The sequence below is a fragment of the Sulfurisphaera ohwakuensis genome (assembly GCF_009729055.1).
Lineage (GTDB): Archaea > Thermoproteota > Thermoprotei_A > Sulfolobales > Sulfolobaceae > Sulfurisphaera > Sulfurisphaera ohwakuensis.
Genome location: NZ_CP045484.1, coordinates 723,984 through 750,638, shown reverse-complemented (window position 1 = coordinate 750,638; position 26,655 = coordinate 723,984). Strand labels below are relative to the sequence as shown.

Genomic DNA, 26,655 nt, shown 5'->3' with positions numbered 1-26,655 from the left:
AAAAGGATTTAATTAAATTTCTTCTTTCTTCCTTTTTTACTTTCTCCTAGGAAAGCAAATGTAGACAAGATTAGTAATGAATATATATTATGAATACAATAATATGAATATGCAAATTAATAAAAGTTTGCTAAAAAGAGACGTTGAAAACCTTGAAATTAGAAAGCTGATAGAAGAGAGGAAGATTGATAATATTGACGGTGATTGGATTAGAATTACCGATTATTTTTCTTTTGATAAAGAGGTGATATACATGCTTGTTAATAAATATAAAAGGAATTATGGTTCTTTGGCTCCCACAATCTCTTTAGCTCTGCTTTTATATGGTATTGGTTTGGAAAAAAGAGAAACGTATATGAAAGAAGAAAAGGATTGGGAATATGTAAAGAAGATGATCAGTAGGTTCCCATTTGACGAGTATTATGATTATGAGAATAGAATATATGATATTAACGTAAAGACATTAAAATTGTTAAACCAAACACATTATCTAAGACTTAAAAGAAATGATTTTATACATTTGCAAACATGGGTTTTAGCAGTTTATCTAGCTAAACTAGAAGAAAATGGCTGTACATTTCATCCAGTTAGAGAAAATGGAATTCTCGTAGGATTGAGTATCGACGGAAATAAAGAAAATATAAAAAGAGTTGAAGAAGAAATAAAAAAGGATTATGGGGTTTTATTTGATTTAAACGCTGGTTGGTTCCTCTACATTTAAATATTATTAATACAATTTACACTTAGGCGCTGGGATGCTGAACGGTGATTGACGACCACCGGCACTGATGTGTGATGCAAATGAAAATAATTAACAAGAAGCTTTTTTATTCTTCAATAGCGAACCTCTTTCTCATTCTCATCTTTAGCATAGGTTTCCATAAAGAATTGCTCGGATTAATCTCAATCCCTTTCTCAATTCTTTCCTCTACTAATAGAAAATATCTTAAAATTGCCCTTGTATTAGCCTTTCTATCTAGCATTTTAGAGTTTCCAGCGATAGAGTACCCAGTGGTGTTACTGCTATCATTCGTAGTGTTGTTTAATTTCTTCGTAGGTACTCTTATAGTTTCAATTACTGATCTTGTATTTCTGTTAACCTTCTTAGGTTACGAAATAGTTAGAGTGCCATTAAATTCATTCCTTTTAATTCCTTTAGCAACAACTTCAGCTTATATTGGTTTTCTATGTATAAGAGCCTTGAAAGGTTTAGATTATAATGTTATCACATTTAAAGTCCAAGGACTTCCCAGCGGTACTACTTGGTATCTGACATTTAATAACGGCACATATCCTGTAAGCGGGGAGTATACAGAGATTATTGCAGATAAGGGAACATGGATAATTTGCCCAATAAAGGTTGGAAACCAATACTACGTCCCAGATAGATATGTAGGTGAGTCTGTAGGTGGTGATATAATAAACATAAAATTTTCTAAGGTAACGTCTATAGACCCTATTAAATACCCGGAATGCATAATTACTTTTGTTGGAAGAAACATACCAACTGATATTGTACTGAGAGTAGACGGTAAGAAATACTCTGGAAAAGAGGTAACAATTTTCCCCTCAACAGTTAGTGTAAATTGGATTGCAGAAGATATAGTCATTGGTGATCTACTGTTTGAACCAAAGGTTAAATCTGGGATGGCAAGTAGAGGACAAAGAGTGGAAATAGAATTTGAACCTAGATTAATGAGGAAAAAAAGTCAATTTGACGTTTACAACTGGGATCCTATGAATTGGATTGGAGAGAACGTATACGGTTATAAAATTTCAGAAATTATAGGTGAAGGAGGCGGTAGCTACGTTTTAAAGGGAGAAAAAGATAACAAGTTTTATGCAATAAAAGTTCTAAAAGTACAGCCAGCAAAATCCCAAACGGTAGCCCTTAGGGACTTCATCGATTTATTTAAAGAGTCAAACAGCCTTATTGAACTTAGTAACCATGAGGGTTTAGTTAAATTATTCGGTATTTTTATAGATATTAATCAAATAGGAAGCATAATGCGTGGAGACGGTGAAACGTATTTACGATATCCACCTTCTATTGTTATGGAATTTATGGAAGGTGGTACGGTTAAAGATCTTTTGAAGTTTTATTACACTGATAAAAAGTGGTATGATTTAGTTAGAATTATCCTTCTTAGAGTTTCCTTAGCATTATCTCATATCCATAAATCTGGATATGTACACCTAGATATAAAACCACAGAACATATTCTTTTCTGAAAAATTACCTAACAATATTTCTGATATTCTATCTTTCCTTTCAATGAAACCACAAATAGTAAAATTGGGTGATTTGGGTTCAACAACAAAAATTGGTGGAAAAATTATGCAAATTACCCCAGAATATAGTTCACCTAAACAGATAGAAAATGCAATTTTAGGTTTAGGGGCAACAACTGATATGGATATTTTCTCCTTTGGAATACTTGCATATCATTTACTTACAGGAGGTAAAGTAAGTCCTACAGCAAAACTAATTGATGAGGCAATTGAGTTATATAATAATAATAGGTTAAAGGACTCACTGTTAAAAATTGATGAGGCAAAGAAAGTTTTAGAGAATTGGAACATAGATTTGCCTTCTGATGTACCATCACCCTTAGAAGAGATCGTTAAAGGTTGCATAAAAGGAAAAATAAATAGTATGGAGGAAGTAATTAAAAAACTCACCTAGTATACATTGAACTTTTAAGGCTCTAATTAGAAAGGAGAACATGGATAAAGAGAATTTTTTATTAATTTTATCTTCCTCACTTAATGGTGTTATATGGGGAGCGAATACAATAATAATTGCATTGTACTTCAAATCCCTCGGCTTATCACCATTATTAATTGGTGAAATATTAAGTGGCTCAATTATTATTAGCACCTTTTTATCCTTATTATGGGGAGTTCTCGGTGATGCATACGGAAGGAAAAAGTTCTTCTTTGTTTCTAGGGGGTTAAGCACACTCTCTTACTTTCTTCTCCTCTTTACTCCTTTTGCGTATCTCTTTACAAATCAAGGTTATGGATTAATTGCTTCAATAATTGCTGAAAAATCAAAAGACCTCGATAAAGATATGGCATATAGAACATCTCTTAATACTCTTTTTTCTATTATTGGATCATTGCTTCCCGTTGTTTTAAATTATAGGGAAATAATTATTTCTGACTTTATAATTATGGTAACAACAACACTTATGTTAATCCCAGTGAGAGAAAATTACAAAGGGACCAGAATTATTTCATTAAAGATTTCTTCATTTAAATTTCTTGGAAAACTATCAACTGAAGCGATAATAGGGTTAGGGGCAGGAATTCTATTACCTATGATGTCCTTATGGTTTAATTTAAAGTTTGGGGTTTCAGCATCTTCTCTTTCTCCAATATATGCTCTCTCAGAATTCTCATTAGCAATAGGTCTTCTTTTCTCCCCATATCTAGGTAGACTGATGGGGAGAATAAGGGCAATTTTCATCACTCACTTAATAGCCATATTCATTTTATTTCTGATACCTTTCTCTTCAGACATTCTAATTGCTGGATCACTCTACGTATTAAGAAACACAATGATGAATTTAAGTTCACCATTAATGAGTGCCTTCGTCATGAAAGCTGTTAGAGAAGAAGAAAGAGGTAGGGTTAATAGTATGTTACAACTATTAGATGCTATTCCTCGTTCAGTAGGACCTAGTTTTACTGGTTACTTATTTGAATTAGGCAACCTCTCCGTACCTTTCTTTATAACTGGAACTCTTTATTTAATAGCAACTTTGTTATTTTATTATTTTTTCAAGGATGTAAAAATATAATAAATTTTTCTAAACTATATCTGTTATCGAAACTGATATCATAATATATAGATATCGAAACTATTATCAATAAGTTTATAAAGAAAAGATATATCTATTAGATAGATATGAGTAAAGATGAATTAATAATAATTGAGAACCTAAAGAAAATTTATAAAATAAAAAACGTAGAGTTTCCAGCCTTACGTGGTATTAATCTAAAGATTTATAATGGAGAATTTTTGGGTATAGCCGGACCTTCTGGATCCGGTAAAACAACACTACTAGATATGATAGGATTATTAGATTCGCCTACAGAAGGAAAGATCATAATAGATAAAAAAGATGTCACTAAATTCGACGAGGATAAAAGAGCTATCTTCAGAAGGAAAAATATTGGTTTTGTTTTTCAGTCTTACAATTTAATCTCATACTTAACCGTTTTAGAAAACGTTGAACTAGCACTAGCTGCCGCTGGATATCCAGTTAGTAAAAGAAAAGCAAAGGCTGAGGAAATATTATCCATGATACCGGGAATGCTTGAACTTAAAAATAAAAAACCAAATGAACTTTCAGCTGGGCAACAACAAAGAGTGGCTATAGCTAGAGCTTTAGCTAATGATCCCAAAATATTAATAGCGGATGAGCCTACAGCGAACCTCGATTCTAAAACTGGAGAGGCAATTGTTGAATTGCTCAGAAAACTAAATGAGGAGAAAGGTGTTACAATAGTAATGGCAACTCATGATCCTATGATGATGAAGTACGTAGATAGAATCGTATACATAAGAGACGGGCTTATCGAAAAAGAGGTGATTCAAAAATGAATAGATTAGGGTTACTTTTAATTTTATTCTTGTTAATCTCACCATTACTTTCTTTAGCTTTACCCACTACTTCAGCTAACTTCTCTGTTACGGCCCAATGGGAAGTTACACCTCCATATAACATAGCACCGGGAGAAACTTTAGTACCTGCACAAGTCACGTTAACGTATAATGGAGAGTTTACCTTATATAATGTTATAATTAAACCTTATAATTTTCCAGCCATATCACCATTTACTTCAAATACAACTTATGAAATTAGCAAAATTGAACCCGGACAACAGTTAAGCTTAGTATTTCTGGTCAATATATCTCCCTCAATACCTCTGGGAGTATATAATTTCTACATTTCAATATATAACTCAAGCATTGTATTTCCAGATTGCGTAGTTTCAGCCCAACTACCCGTTTTAGGATATGTGAACCTATATGCTACAGCCCAAACATCCGGTATTTTATTCCCTGGAGAACGAGATGTACCAATTGACATAACAATTTATGATACTGGTAGTGTATCGGCAACTGATGTGACTTTATTCTTAAACTCTTCTTACCCTATACAATTTGTGACTAAGGAGGTTAAAGTTCCTGAGATTTCCACAACCACACCAACCACAGTTCAGGTATTAGCTAATGTTTATAGTAACGCGACAGTAGGAACATATCAGTTAAAGCTAACTGCGTTAGTATTCGGAACTCTATACAAATCCTTAAATGTAAGTGTTTCAATTAACAGTAATCAAACCGTTGAAGGTAAACTGTTAAATCCAAGCGTAATAGATAATATAGGTTCCTATCAAGATAATGTACCAATAAACCTTCAGCTAGAGTATATCGGGCCTGTTGAGATAAACAGTTACTCAATAATTATAACCTTACCACAAGGTTTTACTAATGAAAGTGGAGGAGATGAGATAATTATTAATGGAGGAAGCGTTCAACCAAATGAAATTATACCTCTAACCTTCTCTGTGAATACTAAAAACATTAATTTAACATCGTATACTTTTCCCATTAAAATCATCTGGAACGCTGTTGAAGGAGAAGGAGAAACTGTTAGTGTAGTACAATATACTTCATTTACATTAATTGCCATGGGAAATAATGAAATTCAAATTACACCTCTAACCTCTATCTTATACTCTAACAGCATAAATAACGTTACTATCTTACTCACTAATCAAGGTAGTGGAAATATTTATAACGTAACTTTATCAGTTTCTTCTCCTCAAGCATCAGTCCTAAGTTACAAAACTCAAATTCCAGAAATAAAAGCCGGGCAAAGTGTAGCGATACCAATTGAATTATTTGTACCAGAGACACTTCAAGGGAATTCACTCTCTATAACAATTTCATTAAACTACTTGAATAGTGTATATGAAGAGTCACAATACTCTCAAGAATTAGGATTTTACGTAGCAAGTAAGAATTACGTACCAATCTTAATATCTTTAAACCCACCAATTTTATCACCGGGAGAATTCCAAAGCGCACAATTAATTCTACAAAACACATTAAATACAACCTTATATAATGTGAGTATATCCTTATCTTCTCAAGGTATATACTTAAATAATACAGTATTTGAAATCCATACAATTAGTCCACACAGAAATTACACAGTTCCAATAGAGCTCTTCTCATCTTCCCCCGGTACATATACATTAACAGTAAGTGTGTCATACTTTGATTCGCTTGTTCAAAATTCAGAAGAATTGAACATACCAATTTATTTCAGTCAACTTAATGCTCCATCAGTTCCAATTTTGCTTAGATTAAACTATACCGTTCTAACATCTGATATATTGCAAAACGCTAAATTACTTATAACGAACACACTTAACGAACCTATTTATAACATTACCATTTCCCTTTCACCTCAAGGAGAAATTTATGTAAACAATACTATTATAACAATTCCAGAATTAAAACCATTAGAAACACTTTCTATTCCAATACAAGTATATGTAGGAACTACAGGAATTGTAAGCATAAGCTCGAGTATGTCTTATTATATATCTGGACAGCAAAAAGAATCTGAAGAACTAATAAACTCACTTGCAGCAGGATCAATAGATCTTGTAGTAACTAGTGTAACGACACTTAATTTAGGTACAATTGTATCAGTAACTGGAACAATTTATAACTTTGGAACTGGCAGCGCTAACGGTTTAATTGTTATTGCAGAGCCAACAAGAGGATTAGAAGTCGTAGGACAAAATACTTATTATGTAGGTAATTTAGGGCCAGATACATCATCAACATTTACCTTTGCATTTAGAATACTTAATGTTACTGCATTTAACAGAACAGCATTTAATGGTTTTTCAGACCCATTTAGCTTTACTAGAAACTTTGCTAACTTTACTGGAAGAGTATTTCTGGTACCAATTGAATTCGTTTACACTAATGATATTGGTCAAGTGATTCACACATATTCAAACATTACAATTCACGTTACAAATTCGTCAGAAACTTTTACTTTTCATAGTACAAATACTCATGGTAAGTTCTTTACATTTATAGGAATACTTATAGTAGTAGTTATAGTGATAGTCATCGTAGTATTATTGCTAAGGAGGAGGAGAAAAGAATGAAAGTCAATGATATAATTTGGTTAGCGTATAAAGGTTTAATATCAAGAAAAGCTATAGCTATTTTAGCTGTAATTGCAGTCTTAATAGGAGTTGCTAGCGTTACTATCTTAGTAGCCTTTACTCAAGGAGTTAGCCAGTCAATTCTCTCAATAGTCGAATCCCTAGGTCCTAAAACTATCTTAGTTTTACCGGCTAGAGGTGCAGTGTTAACACAAGCTACAGTAGTTAGCCTTGAAGGTTTACCAGATATAGAAGCAATTTACCCAGTTGTTAGCGGATTCGGTACAATAAATATTGAAGGACAAAGTATGGGAGTTACAATTATAGGAATTAATAACCTTTCAGCGTTATTAGGTCAAGTATTATTAACATCTGGCACTATATATCCGCCAGTTACAACACCAGAAGCAGTTATTGGCTCCCAAGTCGCTAATCCTTTGCCCGGAGTGTTTATAACTCCAGGCGATACTATAACGGTACAAATTGGAAAAGATGAGACAGTACCTATAGAAGTAGTAGGTGTTTTATCTCCTTCTGGTGCAAATCCGTTGTCAAACTCTGAAACATCAATATTCTTACCGCTAAGTGAGGCAATGGCTATCTTAAATAGAACAACATATAGTGAGATAATCATAGAGGCTGATAGTGTTAATGATGTAAATACCGTGGCTACTTTAATTCAAGATATTTATGGTAATGAGCTTAGTGTAATTACAGTTCAGCAACTTATCAACACTGTATCAACGATAACTGGTGGATTTAGCTTCTTACTTATTTCAGTAGCCTCAATATCTCTATTTGTAGGAGCAATAGGAATAATGGGTATAATGTTAAGTAGAGTTTATCAAAGAATTAGAGAAATAGGAATAATGAAAACACTAGGCTTAACTACTAGGGACGTACTGCTAGTTTTCCTTACGGAGTCTGGAATAATTGGGTTATTAGGTGGAATTGCAGGGATTTTAGTAGGTTTAATTGGAACATCATTCTTCGACATTATATCGTCTTTTGCAAATAGTAGCACGTCTATTCCGAATAGTAGTGGAGTTAGAGGAGGATTCGGAAGAGGGTTTGGTAGAGGTGCTAGTTCTATATCAGCATTTACCTTTAAGCCTATAATATCTGTTGAAGCTATTGCAATAGCTTTAGCTGTAGCTATAATAGTAAGCTTAATTGCCGGAATATATCCAGCTTGGAAAGCATCAAAACTCACAGTAATTGACGCTATTAGAAGAGACTAACCATTTAATGTAGTACTTTCTTCCTTCATTTTCTAATCATAAGTAAGTATTTTAAGCTTTTTTTAGCTAGAGAAATTATCATATAGTCATTGAAATCATCATACGATTTAGATGAGTTTCTTATTGCAAAATATACGCCCTCCAAGTTATTTTCAACTACTTCTATCTTTGGATCAGACAAAACGTTATCAATAAACTAAATCGTTTTTAGAAAGTATGCAAGTTCAGAGATTGTGATTGTGAGTAAGTAAGTTTTGCATATTTTTCCAAAATCAATCTTTTATTGCTAATTTATGAAAAATATGATCATCAAAAGTTACCACAATCACAAAATTAGTATTAACTACTACTATTTCTTCCAGTTTCCTCTCCAGCCTCTGCTATAATTTTGTTAATATCCTCATCAATAAACTTCCTACCTAACCTAAGATTTAATGATGCAATATTTCCACTTTTCTTTTCTATAATTATACTGTTATTTTCCACATAAACTAACAGCCTCAGAAAGTATAAATCCAATGAAGAGATCTTATTCATTTTATTAAGCAAATTTAATCATAATTTAATAATTTCCTTATAAACTAGTTAAGTATTAATCTTTTCTTATCTTTTGTTATATACGATGAAAAGAAGTAAAATAATATTAGGACTTCTCTCATTAGTATTAATCGTAACGGCAAGTGTAATATTAGTTAGTAAAAGTCAGTTTTTTGATGCAACACCTTCATCCCAGGTTTTCATATACACTGAATATAACGGTACATATTTCCCATATACAGTAAAAGTAGTTTACTATCCTGGAAACATGAGTAATATTAATATGAGTATGCCAACTGTATGGCCAGTAACTAACTCACAACAAGATCATAATGCAGTAGTCCAAACATCTTGCAAAGCAATACTACAAGGTGTAAACTGGGATCTTCCAGCGGCACAGATAGCTGGAGGTGTCTCAATCCCACTAACAACTCCACCAACCCAATTACCCGGGGCTAATGTAATGGGTGTAAAGAAAGCCTTAGTTATGCTAACTCAAATGGTAGGACAACCATTAGGAGTGACTTTAGCAGATAATTTACTATTTGTAGAGATGGACAGTTTACCAGGGAGTATATTCGCAATAAATCCAGTTACTGGGCAAATTGTTTGGTATGCAACTGGACTAGCAAGTTATGCGATGAATAACCCAATCGTATGGAACGGAATAGTTTTCGTTACTGTGGGTGATGTTGGATTTAATTTCGCCAATTTTGTACATTATGAGAAAGGTCAATATGACCAGATTGTAAGAGGAATGGGTTATGGTGCAATTTACGCATTTAATGCAACTGACGGTAGATTAATATGGATGAGATTTACTATGGGAGAAGCAATGCCTGCACCAGCAGTATATAACGGAATTCTAGCTTATACAACCGGTGCTGGTTGTTTTATAGGAGTTAATGCATCAACCGGGCAAGTAATATGGATGGATAGATTTGCTGGATTATTTGCAAGTATGAGTAGCGTAAACTATTACGTTTTACCAAACGGTACACCACTATTTATTGGAGGATTTACCTCGTTATCAAAGCCTTACGGATTATTAATAGCTGTAAATGGGTATAATGGAGAAGAAGTTTGGAATGCTACATTACCAGCACCTAATGAACCTTATAATACTGGTATGGGCGATGTACCACCAGCCGTTTCTCAGAAATACGGAATAGTTGTACAAAGTACCGTAGCTAATGCAGAACCAAATGGCACAGTAGATACAATGCTTTTAGCAGTAAACGCTACAAACGGCAAAGTTCTATGGACTACAAACTTAGGTAGAGGATATACGCCACCAGCATTTAAAGGAGGAATACCATTAATTGTAGGAGACACAGTTTACGTAGGAATACCCTCATTAGGTAGAGTAGCCGCTGTTAATTTATTAAACGGCTCAATTCTGTGGGAAACTAGATTGCCAGACTTACAAATACCGCCATCATATCCTGGAGGACCTAGAGGAAGTCCAACATACTATCACGGGTTATTATGGGTTGCTGCCGGACAGTATATTTACGTCTTAAACCCGCATAGCGGTAAAATAATTACAATGTATTATGTGGGAGGAAGATTCGGTATTGTTAATCCAGTAATTGCAGGAGGAACAATGTACCTAGCAAACTCTTATGGATGGGTAATTGCATTACCACTAAGCCAAATATTCCCAGATTGGATGAATTATTAATATAAAATAAAATTATTTTTTTATCTTTTATTTCATTTAAAGATGATGATTGAAAAATTTGGAGTCTAAGGAATTCCTTACATGCAAACTTTTAAAATGAATATATAAAAATAATTAACACATTTTAGTAATATCAATTATCTTTTTCATTGTCTTCGTTTAAATTAATAAAGTTTTTCTTTAATTCATTGAACTTATACTCCTTTGACACAATCTACTATTTTAAGTAGGTTTTTCTTATAATTGAAGTTTAAACTCTATTTAACTTTATTAATTGCTGATAAAATTCTTTCATATTTTTCAATAGCTTTTGTTATCTCATTCCTATCTATATTCTCATCTGAATAATCAGCCTTTTTTCTTAGATTATATAGTTCCATAAGTGAGCTACCTCGCCCTGAAGGGCTAGGCTTCCTGATTCATAGCCCCACCTTGCCCATAACTTTTCGCCATGGGTAGAGGGCGGAGCTCCACAGGCACTAAGGATGGCTCCCACCCCGATCTCCTTAGAATGTTTAAAGAAGCATTATAGTCACGGTCCCCAACCCAACCACATTTAGGGCAAATGAAGATACGATCAGAAAGACTTAGATCCTTTTTCACATACCCACATTTGGCACAAGTTTTTGAAGTACACGCTGGGTTTACCAAGACTAACTTCTTACCGTACTTTTCAAGTTGATAACTTATCATCTCCTTAAATTCGTGGAATGCTATATCATGTAACCTCATCCTCAACTTCCTCTCCGACTTGTCAACAAGCTGTTTAACATCTATGTCCTCCATTACTACAACATCATAATGTTGTGCGAACCACTTGCCCAACTTCATGTAAAGATCTTCCCTCAAGTTCTTCAAGTATTCATAAGCCCTAGCTAACTTCACTTTTACCTTAAACCAGTTCTTTGAAAGAAACTTCTTCCTTGAAAGAGCCTTGTGGAGTCTCCTTAACTTTACTAACGCCTTCTCATATGGTTTCAAGTTGGGGAAATAGTACCCATCACTCGTAGTTAGGAGTTTCTCAATCCCAACATCTATGGCTACTACTTTGTTCGTTTTTTTCCAGTTGAGGAAACTCAACTATGAAGGAGATATACACTCGCTCTGAACGTGTTAGCTTAACTACCACCCTCTTAACCTTATCTAGCGGGAAGTCCCTATGCACTACCACCTTGAACACACCGAGGTTTGCTAACCTCAAAAGTACCAGCTTCTTCTTGTTCCTCCTACTCTTAGTTCTTATTTCTCTTGTTCCTACTATCTTCCATCCACTTTGCGGGTAAACGAGGGAGTAGTACTTATGTGGTTTCTTCTCCTTAGGGAAACGTGCTAGACTTTTGAAGAATCTATCCCTAGCCTCGTAATAACGGTCGGCGATTTGCTGTACTACTTGGGAGTATAGCTGTTGGTACTCCTCATCTTGTTTTCTCAGATCCAGAGCGAGCTGTCTTAACTCTGTTTGTGTGAGACCTTTTCCATCCCTCTGGTAGAAATAGATATCTGCCCAGCGTAGGGTATTATATATCTCACATGCTAACTTCAACTGGGCTTTTAACGCCCTAAATGTTTGCTCGTTAGCATATGCACGGAAGCGGAACCCTACGCTAGGCATTAACAGAATGTTTATGAGTGAGTTAAAAAAAGTTTCTACAAAGGGGACTATTCATCCCAGTCTCAGAGAGGCGAGGTTTTCCGTCCCCTTTGAACCCCAATTTCTATAATTCTGCTTCCTCATCAAACCCTAAATGCTTTAATACATTAGCAAGTTTATCATCCCTTCTAGGTATGTTAAGTTTCATCTTAATTAAGACCTCTTCAACTGCTTTTCTTATACTAAAGTATATAGCAGATGCTGCCTTATTATAATTCCCAACTTCTATATCTTTTAACGCCTCCTTATACAGTACTTCCCATTTGCCTAAACTCATCAACTAACCCTTTATTATCCGTTAAGTAGTAGCTTATTATGCACTTATGTTTTTCATTTGTTTTTATTGCAGCTTCAGCTACAATCCTTCTAACCTCATCATTCACTTCTCTAACTACAACCAAAACATTACTATCATAAAAATACTTATTCCCCAAAAATACTACATCGCTAACATAATTTCTAATCTCTTTGTAAAAATCCTCAAATGCTTTTTCACAATCATCAACCTCCTCAATACTCGCTCTACTAAAAACCTCTATTGCCTTGACGTCTTTCTCGTCAGTTAAATAATAACTTATGACGGATTTATGTTTTTCATTTGTTTTTATTGCAGCTTCAGCTACAATCCTTCTAACCTCATCATTCACTTCTCTAACTACAACCAAAACATTACTATCATATACAGATGCATCTTCACTTAATCCAATAACCATTTTCAAATTATCTCCTAAACCCTCCAAAAGGTAACTAGTGAAATCGTGGAGTGCTAAACTCCAATCGTTTATTATAAGTTTATACACGTTAGTAAATAGGAAATAGAAATTTAAAAGCTTAGAGAAAAAGTTCGTAAGGTGGAAGTTTAAGCCTTAGCTCTCTTCATCGATATCTTAAAGGAAAACGTATTTCAGCTTACCAGCATTTGGATTTATAGAAAAAGCATAGAGTAGTTTCTTATTTCTATATAAAATATATAATCATGAATATAAGAATTAAATTAGAGTATTTGCGCCTTCATTAAAAGCTTCACTGATTTTCTCAGCGGTTTTCATCATTCTTTAACTATAATTTGTTATTGCTTTGTGGATCTCTTCAATTTTTGCCTAGAATTTAAAACCATTTTGAACTAGTTTAAACTAGAAACTGATTAGACATTGTATCTAAGAGGGATTTAAGAGAGTAATTAAGGGCTGAACATTTTAATAACTAGTTCTCCCTTAACAGTTAACCTATTCTCTTCATCTATCAAACCCATCTCTCTCAGTTCTTTTAACCTTCTCCATGTAGTAGATAAAGACATGTCAACGCGTTTATGAATTGAATTAATGCTAGTATAACCTTGTTTGATCGACATTAAAATTCTAATGTGATCTTGAGTCAAATGAGCTGGATACATATCACTTAATCTGAACGATACTACTGTGTTGAAATCTTCAGATTCAATTTCAACTTCAGCCTCAAGACCAGAAAAAATAAAAGCAAAGAGAAGTTCTATGATCAAAATCCTCATTCCTCCACTAATATTTAATACAAACATCCTTCCCTTGTTGTTATTTATAATCTTCTTAGTAATGGTAATAATAGTATCGTAAAAATTGTGAGGGTCAACTTCAACAAGCTCATAGTTAACTTGAGCACTCTTCATAACGTTCTCAAAAGACTCTAAAGCCTTTTTAGCCCTTTCATCGTTGAAAGAACCTACTACGATAACTTTTTCCAGATTGTTAAATCTCCTCATTAATGCCCTAATCTGGAATTTTTCATCAAACCCTAAAGTAACTACTAATATCATCACAGAATAGTGAAAAATGAGAGCAATAAATTTTTCGTAGAAATGAAATAATAAAATTCTTTTTCAGATTTAAAATAACGAGAAAACACGTTTAAGATAATTTATAACATATAGAAAACCGTATAAATTCTGATAAAACACAAAGATAATAGCTATGTTAGTTATACAATACAGAGAGTTAAATCTTTAATTTTCCTAGATACAATTGAGTACTTATACATATTTAAGATGAGGTTTTTATTATATTAGCAGTTTACGTAAAATCCTAACGATAAGATAATTTTTAAATAAATCATTCTTAGCAGTGAATATTCTTACTATGAAAACGATAGAACTTATCCTATTTACTGAAATTAGATATAAGTATTAGAAAATTCTTTGTAAGAATTATCTTGTGCAACGATTTTCCAATAAATGCTAAAAGAATTGCAAAATTATATGAACTAACTTCAGATTATTTTAGTCAGATCAATAAAACTTATGCTCAGTTGTTACAGATAAGAAAAGAAACGGCGATTATCGTTCAGTTGAAGGAAGTTTATAGACAATTGTTAGATATCACAAGGAAATGTTTTCAATCCGAGGCAAAAGATGATATCTGTAAAAATTTGCCAAAAGAGATTAAGATAATATTAAGTATTTATAATAATAAGCCTTATCTAATTGATCAAATACTCTCAATGTATGACCTAGGAATCCAGGAAATGGTAGACATTATGCTTTATACAGCATATCTTGCTAGGACAGCAGTAATAGCGGATTACAGTGTAGGTAGAGAGGAAAAAGATGAAAAATACCTTGAAGAAATAAGAGATCATCAGAAAGAGACTATTGAATTTATGAGAAAAATTGCACAAATAAATAAGAATTTAGTGAAGAGCACTGAACTAGACGACTATATTGATGAAATTGAAGATAGTAATAGAAGTATGTATGAGCAAAAATAATGGCGATTCGTTGATTCTTTTCGAATTTTGATTTTCTAATAGAGTTAGTATAATTCTATGAAGAAGTAATTGATTATATATCATTATCACCATTAAGTTCATAGTATAGCTCCTTAGTCTCTCCAATTGTCAATGTACAATCAAATTATTTAGTCTCAAGACGAGAAAATAAAAGGGAATTCGCAAAGGAGCCTTGAATCTCCCTCAAAGAATATTAAAAGGGATTATTTCAGTAAATTTTAACTAAATTTTGAATGAGTATTGTTGTTAGCTTACTCTTAACTGTTAAGTAAAGTATCATCTCTCTCTTTTCTAATACGTATTACTTTTTGCTTAATCCTAGTTTTTTAACAACTTTTCTATTTCCTCTCCTATTTTATCATCCAATTTCTGGATTCCAGGTAGTGGTCTAAAGTTGAAGAGTTCCTTAAGTTTTTCCCTGCTAGCATATTTCCACTTTTTAGGATCTTTCTCCTCAATAACTGAACGTGGTATATATCTAACCTTAAGTGCAATATAGTGTGGCCATTCTCCCTCTGGCCAGTATTTCTCCTTTAGCTCTCCAATTTCCTTAATTTCTCCAGAAAGTACAATTCCGCCGTTAAAGCCTTTCTCCTCATCCATACTTAAGTATAAGAGAATCTTACTTCCCGGTTTTTCTACGGAATAAACTCTACTTACACCCCATATGAAAGTACCTTCGTCAAACCTTTTTATGAAAGAGGTGTTTCTGTTTAAATAATCATTTAAGGAAAAGAGGAAATTGTTAATCTTTCCGTTAATAACTATGTACATATTATTTTGTGTGTTTTAAGAGATAATAAATATTGAGATTTCCTAAATCGAGATAGACCCATATATAAATTGAAAGAAGAGAACTTTGAACTCAAAAAGTCCCTCTCTTGACTTAGCTACACTTATTTCCCTCAAGTTGTTAGTTCTATGATCAATCAATTTGTTGATGAGTTTTAAATACTAAAAATTTTCGTTTTGATTATCTTACTTTTCTTAGAGCCCATTTTTATCCTCTATATTTTCCTCCCCCTTAGATACCCTTTAAAAACTCCTTAACTTTCTTAACGTATTTTATATTAGAACATAAATAATACTTATATGTCTATCATTATAAAATAATATTTAATGACAACTGGTAGTGGAGCTAATCATGAGTCACACGTACAGAAACTTTTAGCCTCTGCAGGAATGATAGATTATTACAAGGAGTTTGTTAATATTATTTCCGACTCTTCTATTAATTCAGGTAATTATGCTTACTATTTCAATATAAGCAATATAATAGGGGCTAAAAACATTAAAAGGGTATTTCTAGGTAAATATAGTTATTATCTAAGAAATTCAGTCCAATTCATACCTATTTATTCACCAGCTCTGGATAGAATAGTTACTTTAAAATACTGGGGGAAGTATAAGGATTTTTTTCAAAATTATACAGATATTATTATACAGTTTGATTCTATATTAACATGTTATCCTTCGAGTATATGTGAATATCAGAACCCAGCAACTTATTTGGATGATCCAAATGTTCGAAAAGCATTAGGGTTATATTGGACTTTTTCAATAAGTCCACCTTACAATGAGCGTAACCCACTATTAGGTAATACATATGTTATTGTAGGTAATGATAGTTTACATATATTCAAAATATATCATACTTATGTTAAAAATTCTAAAAACGGTGTAGAATACTTAGATATAAACTTTGGCCTTAAAGCAGCCAAAAATATGATAGATGATAATTATATGACATATTTTATAATTAAAGATTTAGAAATTGAAAAAAACAATAAAAAAGAGAGTATCGAATTTATACCATATTTAACTAAAAATCATTTTAACGATACAGATATAATGACCAGATTTGCTTTCCTCATATTAAGATCCATGTACCTAAGGAAAAGTATTAATGAACTAGATTTCCTTAATCTTGGAAATCTTGATGAGTTTAAACAATTATTTACTGAATTTATTAAAAAAGTTGAATTAGCTATGTACTCTTCAAATTTTAAAATAAAGATTAACATAGATAACTTAACACATTTGTTATTCGAGGACGAGAATTTAGAATTTAGAAATAATGGTAATTTAATCCCTATGTTTATAATAGATAACATGGGGGATATAATTTTTGTTCATCCTTTAATAACTATCTCATTTTTAACAAATAAGAAGAAAAAAGAAACATATGAGAAAATTATAAATATCTTTAAAGATTCTATTACTAGAAAAGAATTTCTTAAGGCTTTAAAAGAAAAAAGAAACATATTAAGTTTAAGTAGCGAAATGGAGAAGAAACTAAAGTGCAAGCTAGATTACGTTGATGTAGTTAATATAAAGAAGATGTTTGAAAGTATTTATACTTCTGTATTATTAAATAAAAATAATGTCAAGTAAAAATGACGATGATATAATATCATTCTACCAAGATTTATTGCAAATTGAAGTAGACAAGTTTAGAAAGAGCCAGAATAAAGATTTTAAGAGTGCACTACTTACTAAGAATGACATTAACGATATTATAAAAAAATACAATAAGGGAAATAATATTTTTCTAGTTTTACTTAATAGGAAGATGATTATTAAATATGATGATAAATATAGAACAGCACACATGGATTTATTAGCTAAAGTGGCATTCATTAGACAATTCATATCTTCTGAACCATATTCATTGGAATTTGATATTATGTTAGAAAAAGAACCATACCCAGATTTTGGAGCTTTTACTATAGATAAACTAATTCATATTATAGATAATAAATTAGTTAATGATGATTTATCAGATAAAGAAAGGAAATTAATTATAGATATTATTAAAAAGTTGCTAGAGGAGCTTAAAATAACTGGACTATCTAGTTTTCAAGGATACATTATTGATAAGATTCTTAATACTGAGTATAACTATATACCCTTAGTAGCACCTACAGCTACTGGTAAAACTATTGCTTTTGTAATACCTTCATTAGTGTATTTATTAGAATCTATCTTTAAGGACGAGAAGCCTATAAACGTTCTATTTGTGTATCCAAGAAAGGCACTAGCAAAAGATCAAATTGAGAAGTTTATTAGGTACCTTGATATAATTAATGAGGAGTTAGCAAAAATTGATAAAAATAAAAAAATTACAATAGCATTAGAGGACGGTGATACTCCTAATGAAATTAATGACGGCCTAAGTTATAGAGGACTCAGATGTCCTAATCCTAAGTGTAATGGTGATTTAGTATACGCCCGAAATGGGATAAGATGTAGCAAATGTGGCAAGATTTATGACTTTATAATTCCTACAAAGAAATCCATAAAGAACTCACCACCTAATGTGTTGATTACTAATTTATGGATTTTATATAGGAGATTATTAAATATGAATACTGTAAACAACTTTAAGAACATAAAATATATGGTATTGGATGAAGTCCACGCTTATGATGGCTTATTATATTCTCATTTAAGGTTTATTTTAAGGCTTCTCTTAGCTCTAAAGAAACTTACTAAAACTACTGGATTAGAGAAGATTATATTCTCTTCTGCCACTATTCCTAACTATAGAGAATTTATTTCTAAATTAGTATGTGATAATATTGATTGCCTTCCAGCTGACATATTAACATATAATGATTATTACAATAAGAATCAATCTAAAATAAGCAAGCAGCGCTTAATATTGTATGAGTTTTTACTTCCTAATATAGGAAAAGGAGTCGAAACATTAACGGAAGATGTTACAGAAGCAGTTTTGGCATGGCTGAAAGAATACAACTTTAAAGGTATACTATTTGCGGATAGTATTGCAGGTGTTACTAATTTTTACAAATATTTTAAGAATACGATACTTGGAGAAAGAAAAGCAAGAGAAATAAGAGATCATATCTGTTACAATAGTCCAAATGATTTATATACTAATAATGAATACTACTGGCCATATTTATCTAGTTATCGTAATGCTTGTAATAGTGATGTATACTTAGAAAAACTTGCTGCAGACTTAGAAAAAGGAATAGATCAACACTATTCAGTATTATCTTTACAGCAGAGACTAAAGACTGAAGAAGAGTTTAAAAATGATTCCTCGAAATTAATGCTTTTTTCTACGTCAACATTAGAACTAGGAATAGATATAGGTGATATTGCAGTAATAGTTCAACATAAATTACCGTTATCGAGAGAAAGTTTTATACAGAGAGTCGGAAGAGCTGGTAGGAGCGATAAGACTTATAGAATAGCTACCGGAATTGTAATTTTACAATCTACTCCTTACGCTTCACTATATATGTTTAACGACGAGCTTAGAAGTACGTTAATTAATATGAGTTATAATTCTGTATCGAAAACTTTAGATTCAAATAATCCACAGATAATATTACAGTATATTTTTTCATATGTCTTACTAAAGAGAGCAATAAATAAAGTAAAAACATGTGTAGATGATGGAAGCAGCTTTGCAGAATGTGAAAACATCATAGAAGAGTTAATTGATGATGCAGAGAATAACATAGCTAATTCCCAGTCAGAATTGGAAGAAATGTTAAGTATTGATTTAAATTTAATTAAAGATGATATAATGGACTTACTTAGCGTAATTAAACGTAGTATAAATAATGAGGATAAAGATGAAGAAGAGCTTTGCAGAGAAATCGCTAACGGTTTAAATACAATTTTTAATGAAATAGAGGCTGATATTAATGAGACAATAAATTATTTGTTTGAGCATAAAATAGGAAACATTATTGGGTATGATAATAGAATGTTATTGGGAATATTAAATAAAATTAGCGGTAAGTTAAAGGAATTAAAGGAAATATTAGAGACTGGACCCCTCAATATTAAAATAATCAATGAGATATTATATTTGATAAATTCAAAGTCTTCAGAGATAAAATCACTCGAAAGCTTGCTTGAAAAAACTAGACAAAAACTAACGAAGAAGTATGATATTAGGACTATGATGAAAAATCAACATACTAAAAAGTATATTGATGCTATTATAAATAAATTTAACAGTATAATTAAAAACATAGAAGATCTATCAAATATTATAAATAGTATTATTAATGATATTAGTGCAAGAAAATGTATTGGTAATCTTAAATATTATAACAACAAGTCAAACTTATATGTAGATAAATCTTACGATATATTTAGTATAATGAGAGAAAAATCCACAAACGATATATTTATGGATCTACTAATGACTCCACCTTCACCTTCAATTGAATCGGCAAATGTAGAAGGTGATGAAAATGAGTGAAGAATATTCTGGTACTAAAAGAAGCGGAATTCAGTCTTTATATACATTTACTCCATTTAAATTACTTTTTGGCAAACAAGGATATGGAATAATACTAGTGCCCTTGGAATACTATAATAAACTTAATATAGAATGGAATGCTGGTATTAACGATGAGTTTTATGTACCATATTATAAAAGAGACTTTAAAGTAACTCTTCCAGATATAATAAACTCTTTCATTTTCGCTGAAAACTCAGATCTTTCCGTAGAATATAAACATAGATCTTTAGCTAAACCAGACTATAGAATCGAAAGAGACGATGCTGCTAAACCTTTTCCTCTAATCTTAGAATACAGCTATAAATCATTAAGAAATGGATATCACTGTAAATACGGTATGATTTTACTCCATGAGAAGAAGGATTGCCCATTAAAAAGTAATTGTAAGTTATTTGAAAAATCTAAAGATGGTAAAGGGTGTAAGTATTACGAAGGACCTATACCTTATGAAAGATTATATACTATCTTTCCACATGTCGTGAGATATGTAATGGAAGATAATAGTAAAAATAAAAAGATATTAGCTCTGATAGTGGTTAAGATAGGAAACGCTGATAGAATATTAGGTAAAATAGAGTTTAGTGAAAAATTAAGGATGGAAGCCTTTTCTGATGCTACAATCTTTTATGACAAGGCTGCAGACCTAATGTATAAGGATTTCTTATGGGTATCTTACGAAAATGGTATAGGATTTAGATTAAATAATCTACATGGCATAATATTCAAATTTAATAGTTCGTCATTAAATGACTATATCTCGTTTTTAATTAATAATAATCAAGAAATAAAAGATTGGTTATGTATGAAAATGTCAATATATTTTGGAGATAAGAACGATATTGGACTAAAAAAATACAGTTTATCCCAAAAAGGATTCCTTGCAATGAAAAGATTCGAAGATTTAATAGACAAAGTAGTAAACGGAGAAGCTGAAGAGAGTTGTAATGAGGACAATCTGACATTATTTGGAAGTCTTGTATTGTTACATACTTTAGCTCACGTCATTATCACTAACATATTAGAGCCAATGAGTAGCATAAATGCCTCTGGAAATTTCACATATTATATTGCTCATCCAATCTTTGGAGAGCTTTCAAGCTCTGTATATATTGTTGAAAGCATCTACGGGGGTTTAGGATATTTAAAAACATTGAGCATAATGATAAATAAAGGGGATAAGGAACTTTCCAACGTTTTAAGTAATTTACCTAATGTGTATAACGCTCATGAGGGAAAACTCAATAAGGCACTAAATGGTTTGGGCAATGTTATTAACAATTTTAGTAAAAAATTGGACAAGGAAATAATTCAAACAACCTTAAATATATTTAATGAATGGCAACTCAATAGCCCGTTTCCTAAAACATTTCCAAATCATTTAGTAATTAGAAACTATTTAGGGAAAAGATTTAGTCAAAAAGTTAATATGGATAGCGATACTAGGCAAGCTTTTAAGGATATGATCTCTGAATTACCCTTATGTTGGGATGGATGTAATATGTGTGTAGGAATGGATAAGGGATGTATTTTTGGGCCTTACGATCAACCATTCCTTATAAGTAGGAAACTTATAAATCAGTTTATCTCTACCTATGATAATTGGCTTGGTAGGACGTCCTTCCCATTTACAAATAACTTATACCATATTTTTGTTGATTTAGTAAACTTAGCCGAAAATGATATTAAACTTATATCTCCATGGATAGGGAAGGAAATAATTGACGTTTTAATAAAGGCTAAGAAAGAGAAAGACTTGCTGATAACTATCGTATGCTTAGATGATGAAAAGAATAAAAATGCAATTAAGGTAGCTGAAAATAACGGTATTCATGTAATAAAAATACCTGCGACCTCCGAGCAGGGAATTGTACATTCTAAAATGATGATAATAGACGATTCAATAGCACTAACGGGCTCTGCGAATTTCACCGAAAATGGATTAAAGTTTAATAAGGAGACAGTTACTGTTAGTATAGATCCTTATGATGTGGGCAAGTATTTAGAACAATTTAACGAAATAACTAAGAATTATAAACTTTATGAATAAATTAACACGTATTTCTTACCGCCTCTGGGGCCTATATTCCTCTGATTCTCTATCTCAAAGTTTTCTATCTTAACTTCTTTCCACCTCTCTCTCGTTAATGAGATGACCCTTCGCATAAAATCTTTTTTATCATAATGAAAGAGGAGATACTTTCTTTTTATTCTCTTAGTTCTTAAAAGAAACTTGTCTAACATTTCTAGGTATTTGTCATAATTAATTCCTTTATTAGGATTTACGATCATTTCATAACTTATCCTAAAAGTAATGTTTTTTCCTAAAAAATACCTCGCTACATTTCTAAATTTGCTTTCTCTTAGCCATACCCAATAAAAGAACGAAAGTTCCATATACTGTACTTCATCAAAGAAAGGAGGGTCTGTAAAAAGAATATGGTTTTTGTTATAATTGAAGCTTAATGAGCTTCCTATCTGCATTTTTACCTCTTCACCAATTTTATATCCCTTATGACTTTTGAAATACGAGAAAAACCTTTTAACCTCTGATTTAAAAGCTTCTATTGCGTCTATCTCTTTATGACTTTCTGGGATCCAGTATGAAGGAACTCCCCAACTACCTGCATTTTCTCTCTTCATCTTTGATGCTTTGAATAAAGAAGAACAAAAAGCACCATATAATGCTATCTTCACTTCTGGGGAAGCATTTACGTTATCAATAGACTTTAAGATAGAATATAATTTTCTGAAGTTATCTGTAGTGAAGAACTGAGAAACCCTATCTACACTCCTCTTTTTCCAAAAAGGTTTACCATTAGAATAATAAAGAAAGTCGCTCTTTAATGTCCTCTTCCTTATAATAACTAAATTATTTAAAACCTCCTCACTTTTCCTCTTAAATTCTTCAGCATCAATACTAACTATATTAACAAACGCTACTAACCAAGCGTAAGGATTAATATCTAAATAAATAGCCCTATTCCCGTGACGCAAAGCGGACAAAACAATTGACCCAGCACCACCAAATGGATCAATAACCGTACTATCTGTAACTTCTGTAAGTAATTCGTCAATAAGCTCTATGGGCTTTCTGCCCCAATATCTCATTAACATATGATTATAATATGTAATGTAATATAAAAGGATTTCTAATAATTAACTACAACAAGATAATAGAATTTAACAATTTTATTTATATCTATTGATAAAAATAATATTACCCTATACTAATCAAAGACGTAAATACCTATGTAAAATAATATAGGGAGTGAAGAACGAAACTGAATGAGTCAGTAATTGAAAATTTTCACTAGGCAATAACATATACGCCTACGTTTACATAGAGGGAATAACACTTATAGGAAAATTGTTGCATTTATATTTTGCGCTAAAAATATATAAGAAATTCATCTTACTAATAGGAAAATTCTTTTTTGATAAGTAAGATGATTAAGAAGTCTAAATTTAAAATATTTTATAACTAACGAACAAATATTATAACTTTTTATGATAATGGAATATCTTAAAACTACTAACAAGAATAAGTCGTAATAAGAGATTTTCATATTTAGGATAAATACCTAGAAATCTCTAGGTAGACTATTATATGATGTAAAGGACAAGTTAAAATTAATAAGTAGTTATCATAGTTTAAGTTTGTAACTTATTATGATCTTGGCTTTTAAAGTCTAAGAAAGTACACGATGAATGAACACTAAAATTAATTATTAGGTCTTTAGTTATACATTCTCATATGTCTACAAATTGTAATAACATTTTTTTACAATGTTTTATGAGTAATAAAATGAAGGTTTGTGAATGCAATTCAGATATAAGGAACGTACTTGAAATTATACATCATTATTTAGAAAAGGTAAGAAGAGAGGGAAAGTATGATAAAAAGGATGATTGCATATATTCTGATAAAGTATATTCTGAATATTCGGCTATTATTAATTCAATCAGAAATAATGATGTAAAATCTTGCTTTGAACAAGTTATATGTAATGAAGATTATTTGATTAAGATTTATAGCAAAAAGAGTTTCATATTTAAACATCCAGATATTATCTTGTTAAAAAGTAAGTCTTTTACTTTCATAGTAGAATTAAAGTCGTATGGGAAGCAAAATTTGATGGATGTTTTAGACCAGTTACATAGTTCTATTGATCATTTACCTAACCAGTTAAGATCTGAGTGTACTGCAATAATTTATATGCCTGAATCAGGATCAGCAATACCTGAAGGATATACATATGATCCAAATACATACAAATTACAGAAAAAACTCGGTAAAAATAAGAAAAAGAATGAGAGTTTTGGTAGTAGTATATATGCTTATGTTTACATAAAAGGAATATTGAGGTTCATGTAATCAACTAAGTGCATTTAGCCCTTTTTCTAATCTTTTCTCAAAATCATCTTGGCTTGGAAAATCAGACATTAAGGGGATTATAACCTTCTCTAGAAAGTTGATATATCCTTCATATAGAGGTTTATCACCATAAATAGTTATGCTCCCTGCTTTCGTTATATATCCTTTTTCTCTAAATGCATTAAACGTTGCCTTAACGAACTTTTCCTGATTATATACTTTTGCATATAAAGTACTAAGGTTAAGGAAAGAGTTTAATTTGGAAACTGCAACTCTCTCTATTGCATTCTCTCTTGCAGAGAGATTCCTTAAAAACTTCGTCACCAAAGCTAAGAATGACCTTACATCACTAGCTGAGATCGCTACTATTCTGGAAAGATCATAGATAACTGACGATAGTGGGGCTATAACAAAATACTTAACCTCTTCTGTGAGAGCTTTTTCAACATTTATTTTATGCTTGATAAAGAGTTTATCAAAGCCATCAAAATTGTTATTATAGGCATAAATTTCCACATCCCCATATTTCTTCCTGTCTTGCCCACTGCCTCTAATTGTTAACACAAAGATAGCTTCCTCATCTTCAACCTTTCCTAAGAATTCAACCCTAAGATATGATTCTCTCCAAATGAAATTTTCATCCCTTATTTTTGTTTTTATGTTCAAATTCTCATCAATCGTTAGCGTAAGTACATGAGGATTAAGGACTTTAACTACGGGGGAATAATAAGACCTATCAAGAACTGAAAGCTTTGCAGTATAAATTTCCTCAATATTTATAGAAAGAGCGGATAATAACTTATATGAAAATTCGAGTAATTTCTGATATTTATCAAGAACACTGCCGAAGAAAGGATAATATTGTGACTTGAGTATTACCTTCATTAATAGGAGTATTACACTGTTGTATATTTAAATATAACTACTCATAGGGTTATGTCCTAGGAAAAATTAGAATCTCCTCTCTCATATTCTTAATCCTTTACATACGCACGAAAATAGTAGATAACACCTTTCAACTATGAAGGAAAAACAGCGTAAGACGTTAACATTATGACCCTTTTAACTTATATTCTGAAGTATAGCGTCTTTTATCTAGTATTCTCTATATCTAGAACTCTATTTTTGCATCTACTTTTTGTATGGACTTTTTATTCTATCTATTTTAATTTAATTTTTATATATATAAACAATGATATAACTCAATCAATTCATCTTGCTATAATAATCTTTCGACTTCTGAGTTTTTTCTTGAGGGCACTTTTTTAATATCATTTTCCGTAAAACCTCAGAGAATATTTTAGCTATTGCTATCGCTTCATTCACATATCTACTAGTTTCTCTCAATTTGTCGATCTCCTCCTTTAACTTATCTGGGAACTTTAACGCTACGTACTCTAAATAGTGGAGTACTTGGACGGGATTGTTAAAATTATAGTCACCAACTTTAGCTTCTTTAACATGTTCGAGTTTTTCGAAAGAGAGTATAATGTTACTTATATCAGTGGCATTTTCAGGCTCAGCTAAAAGTATAGTTTTCTTTTTTCTGTTAACCTGAATTATTCCATTCTTTTCTAAATCCTTCTCTACTGTATCTCCAGTTACATTTAACAATACTAAACTATTCCTATCTATTTTCCTAACTCCTTTTGTTGGAGGCGATAACACCTTAACCAAGATATAAAAGCTGGAATAGGGGTCATCAATTCTAACACCTACAGATTCCGATAACCCTTTAATTATAGCTTGAGTAGTTACCGGGTAAATGTAGTTTTTTATTAGATTTTCTATGGAATGTACTCCATTTCCGCTGATTCCTATGATCTTTTCATATTTGGTGAATATTGATAATACCTTACCTAAAACCACCATATAAGTGTCTATTGATAACTTACCCGATTTTATATAGGAC

22 protein-coding genes and 1 pseudogene are annotated in these 26,655 nt (G+C 31.6%); 12 read left to right on the top strand and 11 right to left on the bottom strand.

The window, feature by feature from the left end:
• Positions 1-109: 109 nt before the first annotated feature.
• The 6 genes from D1869_RS04385 to D1869_RS04360 all read left to right on the top strand — a co-directional run bounded on the left by D1869_RS04385 (position 110) and on the right by D1869_RS04360 (position 8,449).
• A complete protein-coding gene (locus D1869_RS04385) occupies positions 110-721 on the top strand; it encodes a hypothetical protein (protein ID WP_156014080.1) in 612 nt (203 codons plus the stop codon).
• Positions 722-801: 80 nt separating this feature from the next.
• A complete protein-coding gene (locus D1869_RS04380) occupies positions 802-2,685 on the top strand; it encodes a protein kinase domain-containing protein (RefSeq protein WP_184651030.1) in 1,884 nt (627 codons plus the stop codon).
• 40 nt (positions 2,686-2,725) lie between these two features.
• Positions 2,726-3,805, top strand: coding sequence for an MFS transporter (locus D1869_RS04375; protein ID WP_156014078.1), 1,080 nt, complete (start codon positions 2,726-2,728; stop codon positions 3,803-3,805).
• A 107-nt stretch (positions 3,806-3,912) separates the two neighbouring features.
• A complete protein-coding gene (locus D1869_RS04370; protein WP_156014077.1) occupies positions 3,913-4,611 on the top strand; it encodes an ABC transporter ATP-binding protein in 699 nt (232 codons plus the stop codon).
• Positions 4,608-7,208, top strand: a complete 2,601-nt coding sequence (locus D1869_RS04365) for a COG1361 S-layer family protein (RefSeq protein ID WP_156014076.1) — start codon at positions 4,608-4,610, stop codon at positions 7,206-7,208. Before D1869_RS04370 ends, D1869_RS04365 begins: the two co-directional genes overlap by 4 nt.
• Positions 7,205-8,449, top strand: coding sequence for an ABC transporter permease (locus D1869_RS04360; RefSeq protein ID WP_156014075.1), 1,245 nt, complete (start codon positions 7,205-7,207; stop codon positions 8,447-8,449). The genes D1869_RS04365 and D1869_RS04360 overlap by 4 nt, the downstream gene beginning before the upstream one ends.
• 25 nt (positions 8,450-8,474) lie before the next feature.
• Here the strand turns inward: D1869_RS04360 and D1869_RS15340 are convergent, their stop codons facing one another.
• The gene (locus D1869_RS15340; protein WP_231113706.1) at positions 8,475-8,630 is read right to left on the bottom strand and encodes a PIN domain-containing protein; all 156 of its coding nucleotides are present in this window, start codon (positions 8,628-8,630) and stop codon (positions 8,475-8,477) included.
• Between the two features lie 158 nt (positions 8,631-8,788).
• Positions 8,789-8,986 carry a hypothetical protein gene (locus D1869_RS04350; RefSeq protein WP_184651029.1) on the bottom strand — a complete coding sequence of 66 codons (198 nt, stop codon included), beginning with the start codon at positions 8,984-8,986 and terminating at the stop codon, positions 8,789-8,791.
• A gap of 85 nt (positions 8,987-9,071) precedes the next feature.
• On the opposite strand from D1869_RS04350, the gene D1869_RS04345 reads away from it, so the two are divergent.
• Entirely contained in the window at positions 9,072-10,670 is a 1,599-nt protein-coding gene (locus tag D1869_RS04345; protein ID WP_156014074.1) for an outer membrane protein assembly factor BamB family protein, read from the top strand.
• A 257-nt stretch (positions 10,671-10,927) separates the two neighbouring features.
• On the opposite strand, the gene D1869_RS15625 is transcribed toward D1869_RS04345, so the two are convergent.
• The 5 genes and pseudogenes from D1869_RS15625 to csa3 form a co-directional block, all read right to left on the bottom strand.
• Positions 10,928-11,050 carry a hypothetical protein gene (locus D1869_RS15625; protein WP_260311158.1) on the bottom strand — a complete coding sequence of 41 codons (123 nt, stop codon included), beginning with the start codon at positions 11,048-11,050 and terminating at the stop codon, positions 10,928-10,930.
• A gap of 25 nt (positions 11,051-11,075) precedes the next feature.
• Positions 11,076-12,282 (bottom strand): annotated as a pseudogene (locus D1869_RS04340) (RNA-guided endonuclease InsQ/TnpB family protein).
• 103 nt (positions 12,283-12,385) lie between these two features.
• Positions 12,386-12,598: a hypothetical protein gene (locus tag D1869_RS04335; protein WP_184651028.1), complete on the bottom strand. Its 213-nt coding sequence runs from the start codon at positions 12,596-12,598 to the stop codon at positions 12,386-12,388.
• Positions 12,567-13,121 carry a hypothetical protein gene (locus tag D1869_RS04330; RefSeq protein ID WP_156014073.1) on the bottom strand — a complete coding sequence of 185 codons (555 nt, stop codon included), beginning with the start codon at positions 13,119-13,121 and terminating at the stop codon, positions 12,567-12,569. The genes D1869_RS04335 and D1869_RS04330 overlap by 32 nt, the downstream gene beginning before the upstream one ends.
• A gap of 380 nt (positions 13,122-13,501) precedes the next feature.
• Positions 13,502-14,110: a CRISPR-associated CARF protein Csa3 gene (gene csa3 / locus D1869_RS04325; protein ID WP_156014072.1), complete on the bottom strand. Its 609-nt coding sequence runs from the start codon at positions 14,108-14,110 to the stop codon at positions 13,502-13,504.
• A gap of 392 nt (positions 14,111-14,502) precedes the next feature.
• On the opposite strand from csa3, the gene D1869_RS04320 reads away from it, so the two are divergent.
• Positions 14,503-15,057, top strand: coding sequence for a hypothetical protein (locus D1869_RS04320; RefSeq protein ID WP_156014071.1), 555 nt, complete (start codon positions 14,503-14,505; stop codon positions 15,055-15,057).
• A gap of 339 nt (positions 15,058-15,396) precedes the next feature.
• On the opposite strand, the gene D1869_RS04315 is transcribed toward D1869_RS04320, so the two are convergent.
• A complete protein-coding gene (locus tag D1869_RS04315; RefSeq protein WP_156014070.1) occupies positions 15,397-15,852 on the bottom strand; it encodes a hypothetical protein in 456 nt (151 codons plus the stop codon).
• Positions 15,853-16,197: 345 nt separating this feature from the next.
• Between D1869_RS04315 and D1869_RS04310 the strand changes: the two genes are divergently transcribed.
• The 3 genes from D1869_RS04310 to D1869_RS04300 are packed head-to-tail and all read left to right on the top strand — an operon-like array spanning position 16,198 to position 22,415.
• Positions 16,198-17,472, top strand: a complete 1,275-nt coding sequence (locus D1869_RS04310; protein WP_156014069.1) for a hypothetical protein — start codon at positions 16,198-16,200, stop codon at positions 17,470-17,472.
• Positions 17,462-20,326: a DEAD/DEAH box helicase gene (locus D1869_RS04305; protein WP_156014068.1), complete on the top strand. Its 2,865-nt coding sequence runs from the start codon at positions 17,462-17,464 to the stop codon at positions 20,324-20,326. Before D1869_RS04310 ends, D1869_RS04305 begins: the two co-directional genes overlap by 11 nt.
• Positions 20,319-22,415, top strand: a complete 2,097-nt coding sequence (locus tag D1869_RS04300; RefSeq protein WP_231113705.1) for a phospholipase D-like domain-containing protein — start codon at positions 20,319-20,321, stop codon at positions 22,413-22,415. The genes D1869_RS04305 and D1869_RS04300 overlap by 8 nt, the downstream gene beginning before the upstream one ends.
• On the opposite strand, the gene D1869_RS04295 is transcribed toward D1869_RS04300, so the two are convergent.
• Positions 22,406-23,482 (bottom strand): DNA adenine methylase, encoded by a 1,077-nt coding sequence (locus D1869_RS04295; protein ID WP_156014066.1) that lies wholly within the window; start codon positions 23,480-23,482, stop codon positions 22,406-22,408. The two genes, D1869_RS04300 and D1869_RS04295, sit on opposite strands and share 10 nt — an antisense overlap.
• Positions 23,483-24,173: 691 nt before the next feature.
• Here D1869_RS04295 and D1869_RS04290 point away from each other — a divergent pair.
• The gene (locus tag D1869_RS04290; protein WP_156014065.1) at positions 24,174-24,743 is read left to right on the top strand and encodes a hypothetical protein; all 570 of its coding nucleotides are present in this window, start codon (positions 24,174-24,176) and stop codon (positions 24,741-24,743) included.
• On the opposite strand, the gene D1869_RS04285 is transcribed toward D1869_RS04290, so the two are convergent.
• Both D1869_RS04285 and D1869_RS15335 read right to left on the bottom strand, forming a co-directional pair.
• The gene (locus D1869_RS04285) at positions 24,744-25,628 is read right to left on the bottom strand and encodes a hypothetical protein (protein WP_156014064.1); all 885 of its coding nucleotides are present in this window, start codon (positions 25,626-25,628) and stop codon (positions 24,744-24,746) included.
• A gap of 321 nt (positions 25,629-25,949) precedes the next feature.
• Entirely contained in the window at positions 25,950-26,615 is a 666-nt protein-coding gene (locus tag D1869_RS15335) for a hypothetical protein (protein ID WP_231113704.1), read from the bottom strand.
• Positions 26,616-26,655: the final 40 nt, after the last annotated feature.

Bases quoted from the DNA above. Each gene is read 5' to 3' on its own strand.
- D1869_RS04375 (WP_156014078.1), top strand. From the start codon at position 2,726: ATGGATAAAGAGAATTTTTTATTAATTTTATCTTCCTCACTTAATGGT.
- D1869_RS15335 (WP_231113704.1), bottom strand. From the start codon at position 26,615: ATGGTGGTTTTAGGTAAGGTATTATCAATATTCACCAAATATGAAAAG.
- D1869_RS04360 (WP_156014075.1), top strand. From the start codon at position 7,205: ATGAAAGTCAATGATATAATTTGGTTAGCGTATAAAGGTTTAATATCA.
- D1869_RS04335 (WP_184651028.1), bottom strand. From the start codon at position 12,598: ATGAGTTTAGGCAAATGGGAAGTACTGTATAAGGAGGCGTTAAAAGAT.
- D1869_RS04305 (WP_156014068.1), top strand. From the start codon at position 17,462: ATGTCAAGTAAAAATGACGATGATATAATATCATTCTACCAAGATTTA.
- D1869_RS15625 (WP_260311158.1), bottom strand. From the start codon at position 11,050: ATGGAACTATATAATCTAAGAAAAAAGGCTGATTATTCAGATGAGAAT.
- csa3 (WP_156014072.1), bottom strand. From the start codon at position 14,110: ATGATATTAGTAGTTACTTTAGGGTTTGATGAAAAATTCCAGATTAGG.
- D1869_RS04295 (WP_156014066.1), bottom strand. From the start codon at position 23,482: ATGTTAATGAGATATTGGGGCAGAAAGCCCATAGAGCTTATTGACGAA.
- D1869_RS04370 (WP_156014077.1), top strand. From the start codon at position 3,913: ATGAGTAAAGATGAATTAATAATAATTGAGAACCTAAAGAAAATTTAT.
- D1869_RS04385 (WP_156014080.1), top strand. From the start codon at position 110: ATGCAAATTAATAAAAGTTTGCTAAAAAGAGACGTTGAAAACCTTGAA.
- D1869_RS04315 (WP_156014070.1), bottom strand. From the start codon at position 15,852: ATGTACATAGTTATTAACGGAAAGATTAACAATTTCCTCTTTTCCTTA.
- D1869_RS04365 (WP_156014076.1), top strand. From the start codon at position 4,608: ATGAATAGATTAGGGTTACTTTTAATTTTATTCTTGTTAATCTCACCA.
- D1869_RS04285 (WP_156014064.1), bottom strand. From the start codon at position 25,628: ATGAAGGTAATACTCAAGTCACAATATTATCCTTTCTTCGGCAGTGTT.
- D1869_RS04310 (WP_156014069.1), top strand. From the start codon at position 16,198: ATGACAACTGGTAGTGGAGCTAATCATGAGTCACACGTACAGAAACTT.
- D1869_RS04345 (WP_156014074.1), top strand. From the start codon at position 9,072: ATGAAAAGAAGTAAAATAATATTAGGACTTCTCTCATTAGTATTAATC.
- D1869_RS04350 (WP_184651029.1), bottom strand. From the start codon at position 8,986: ATGAATAAGATCTCTTCATTGGATTTATACTTTCTGAGGCTGTTAGTT.
- D1869_RS04300 (WP_231113705.1), top strand. From the start codon at position 20,319: ATGAGTGAAGAATATTCTGGTACTAAAAGAAGCGGAATTCAGTCTTTA.
- D1869_RS04380 (WP_184651030.1), top strand. From the start codon at position 802: ATGAAAATAATTAACAAGAAGCTTTTTTATTCTTCAATAGCGAACCTC.
- D1869_RS04290 (WP_156014065.1), top strand. From the start codon at position 24,174: ATGAAGGTTTGTGAATGCAATTCAGATATAAGGAACGTACTTGAAATT.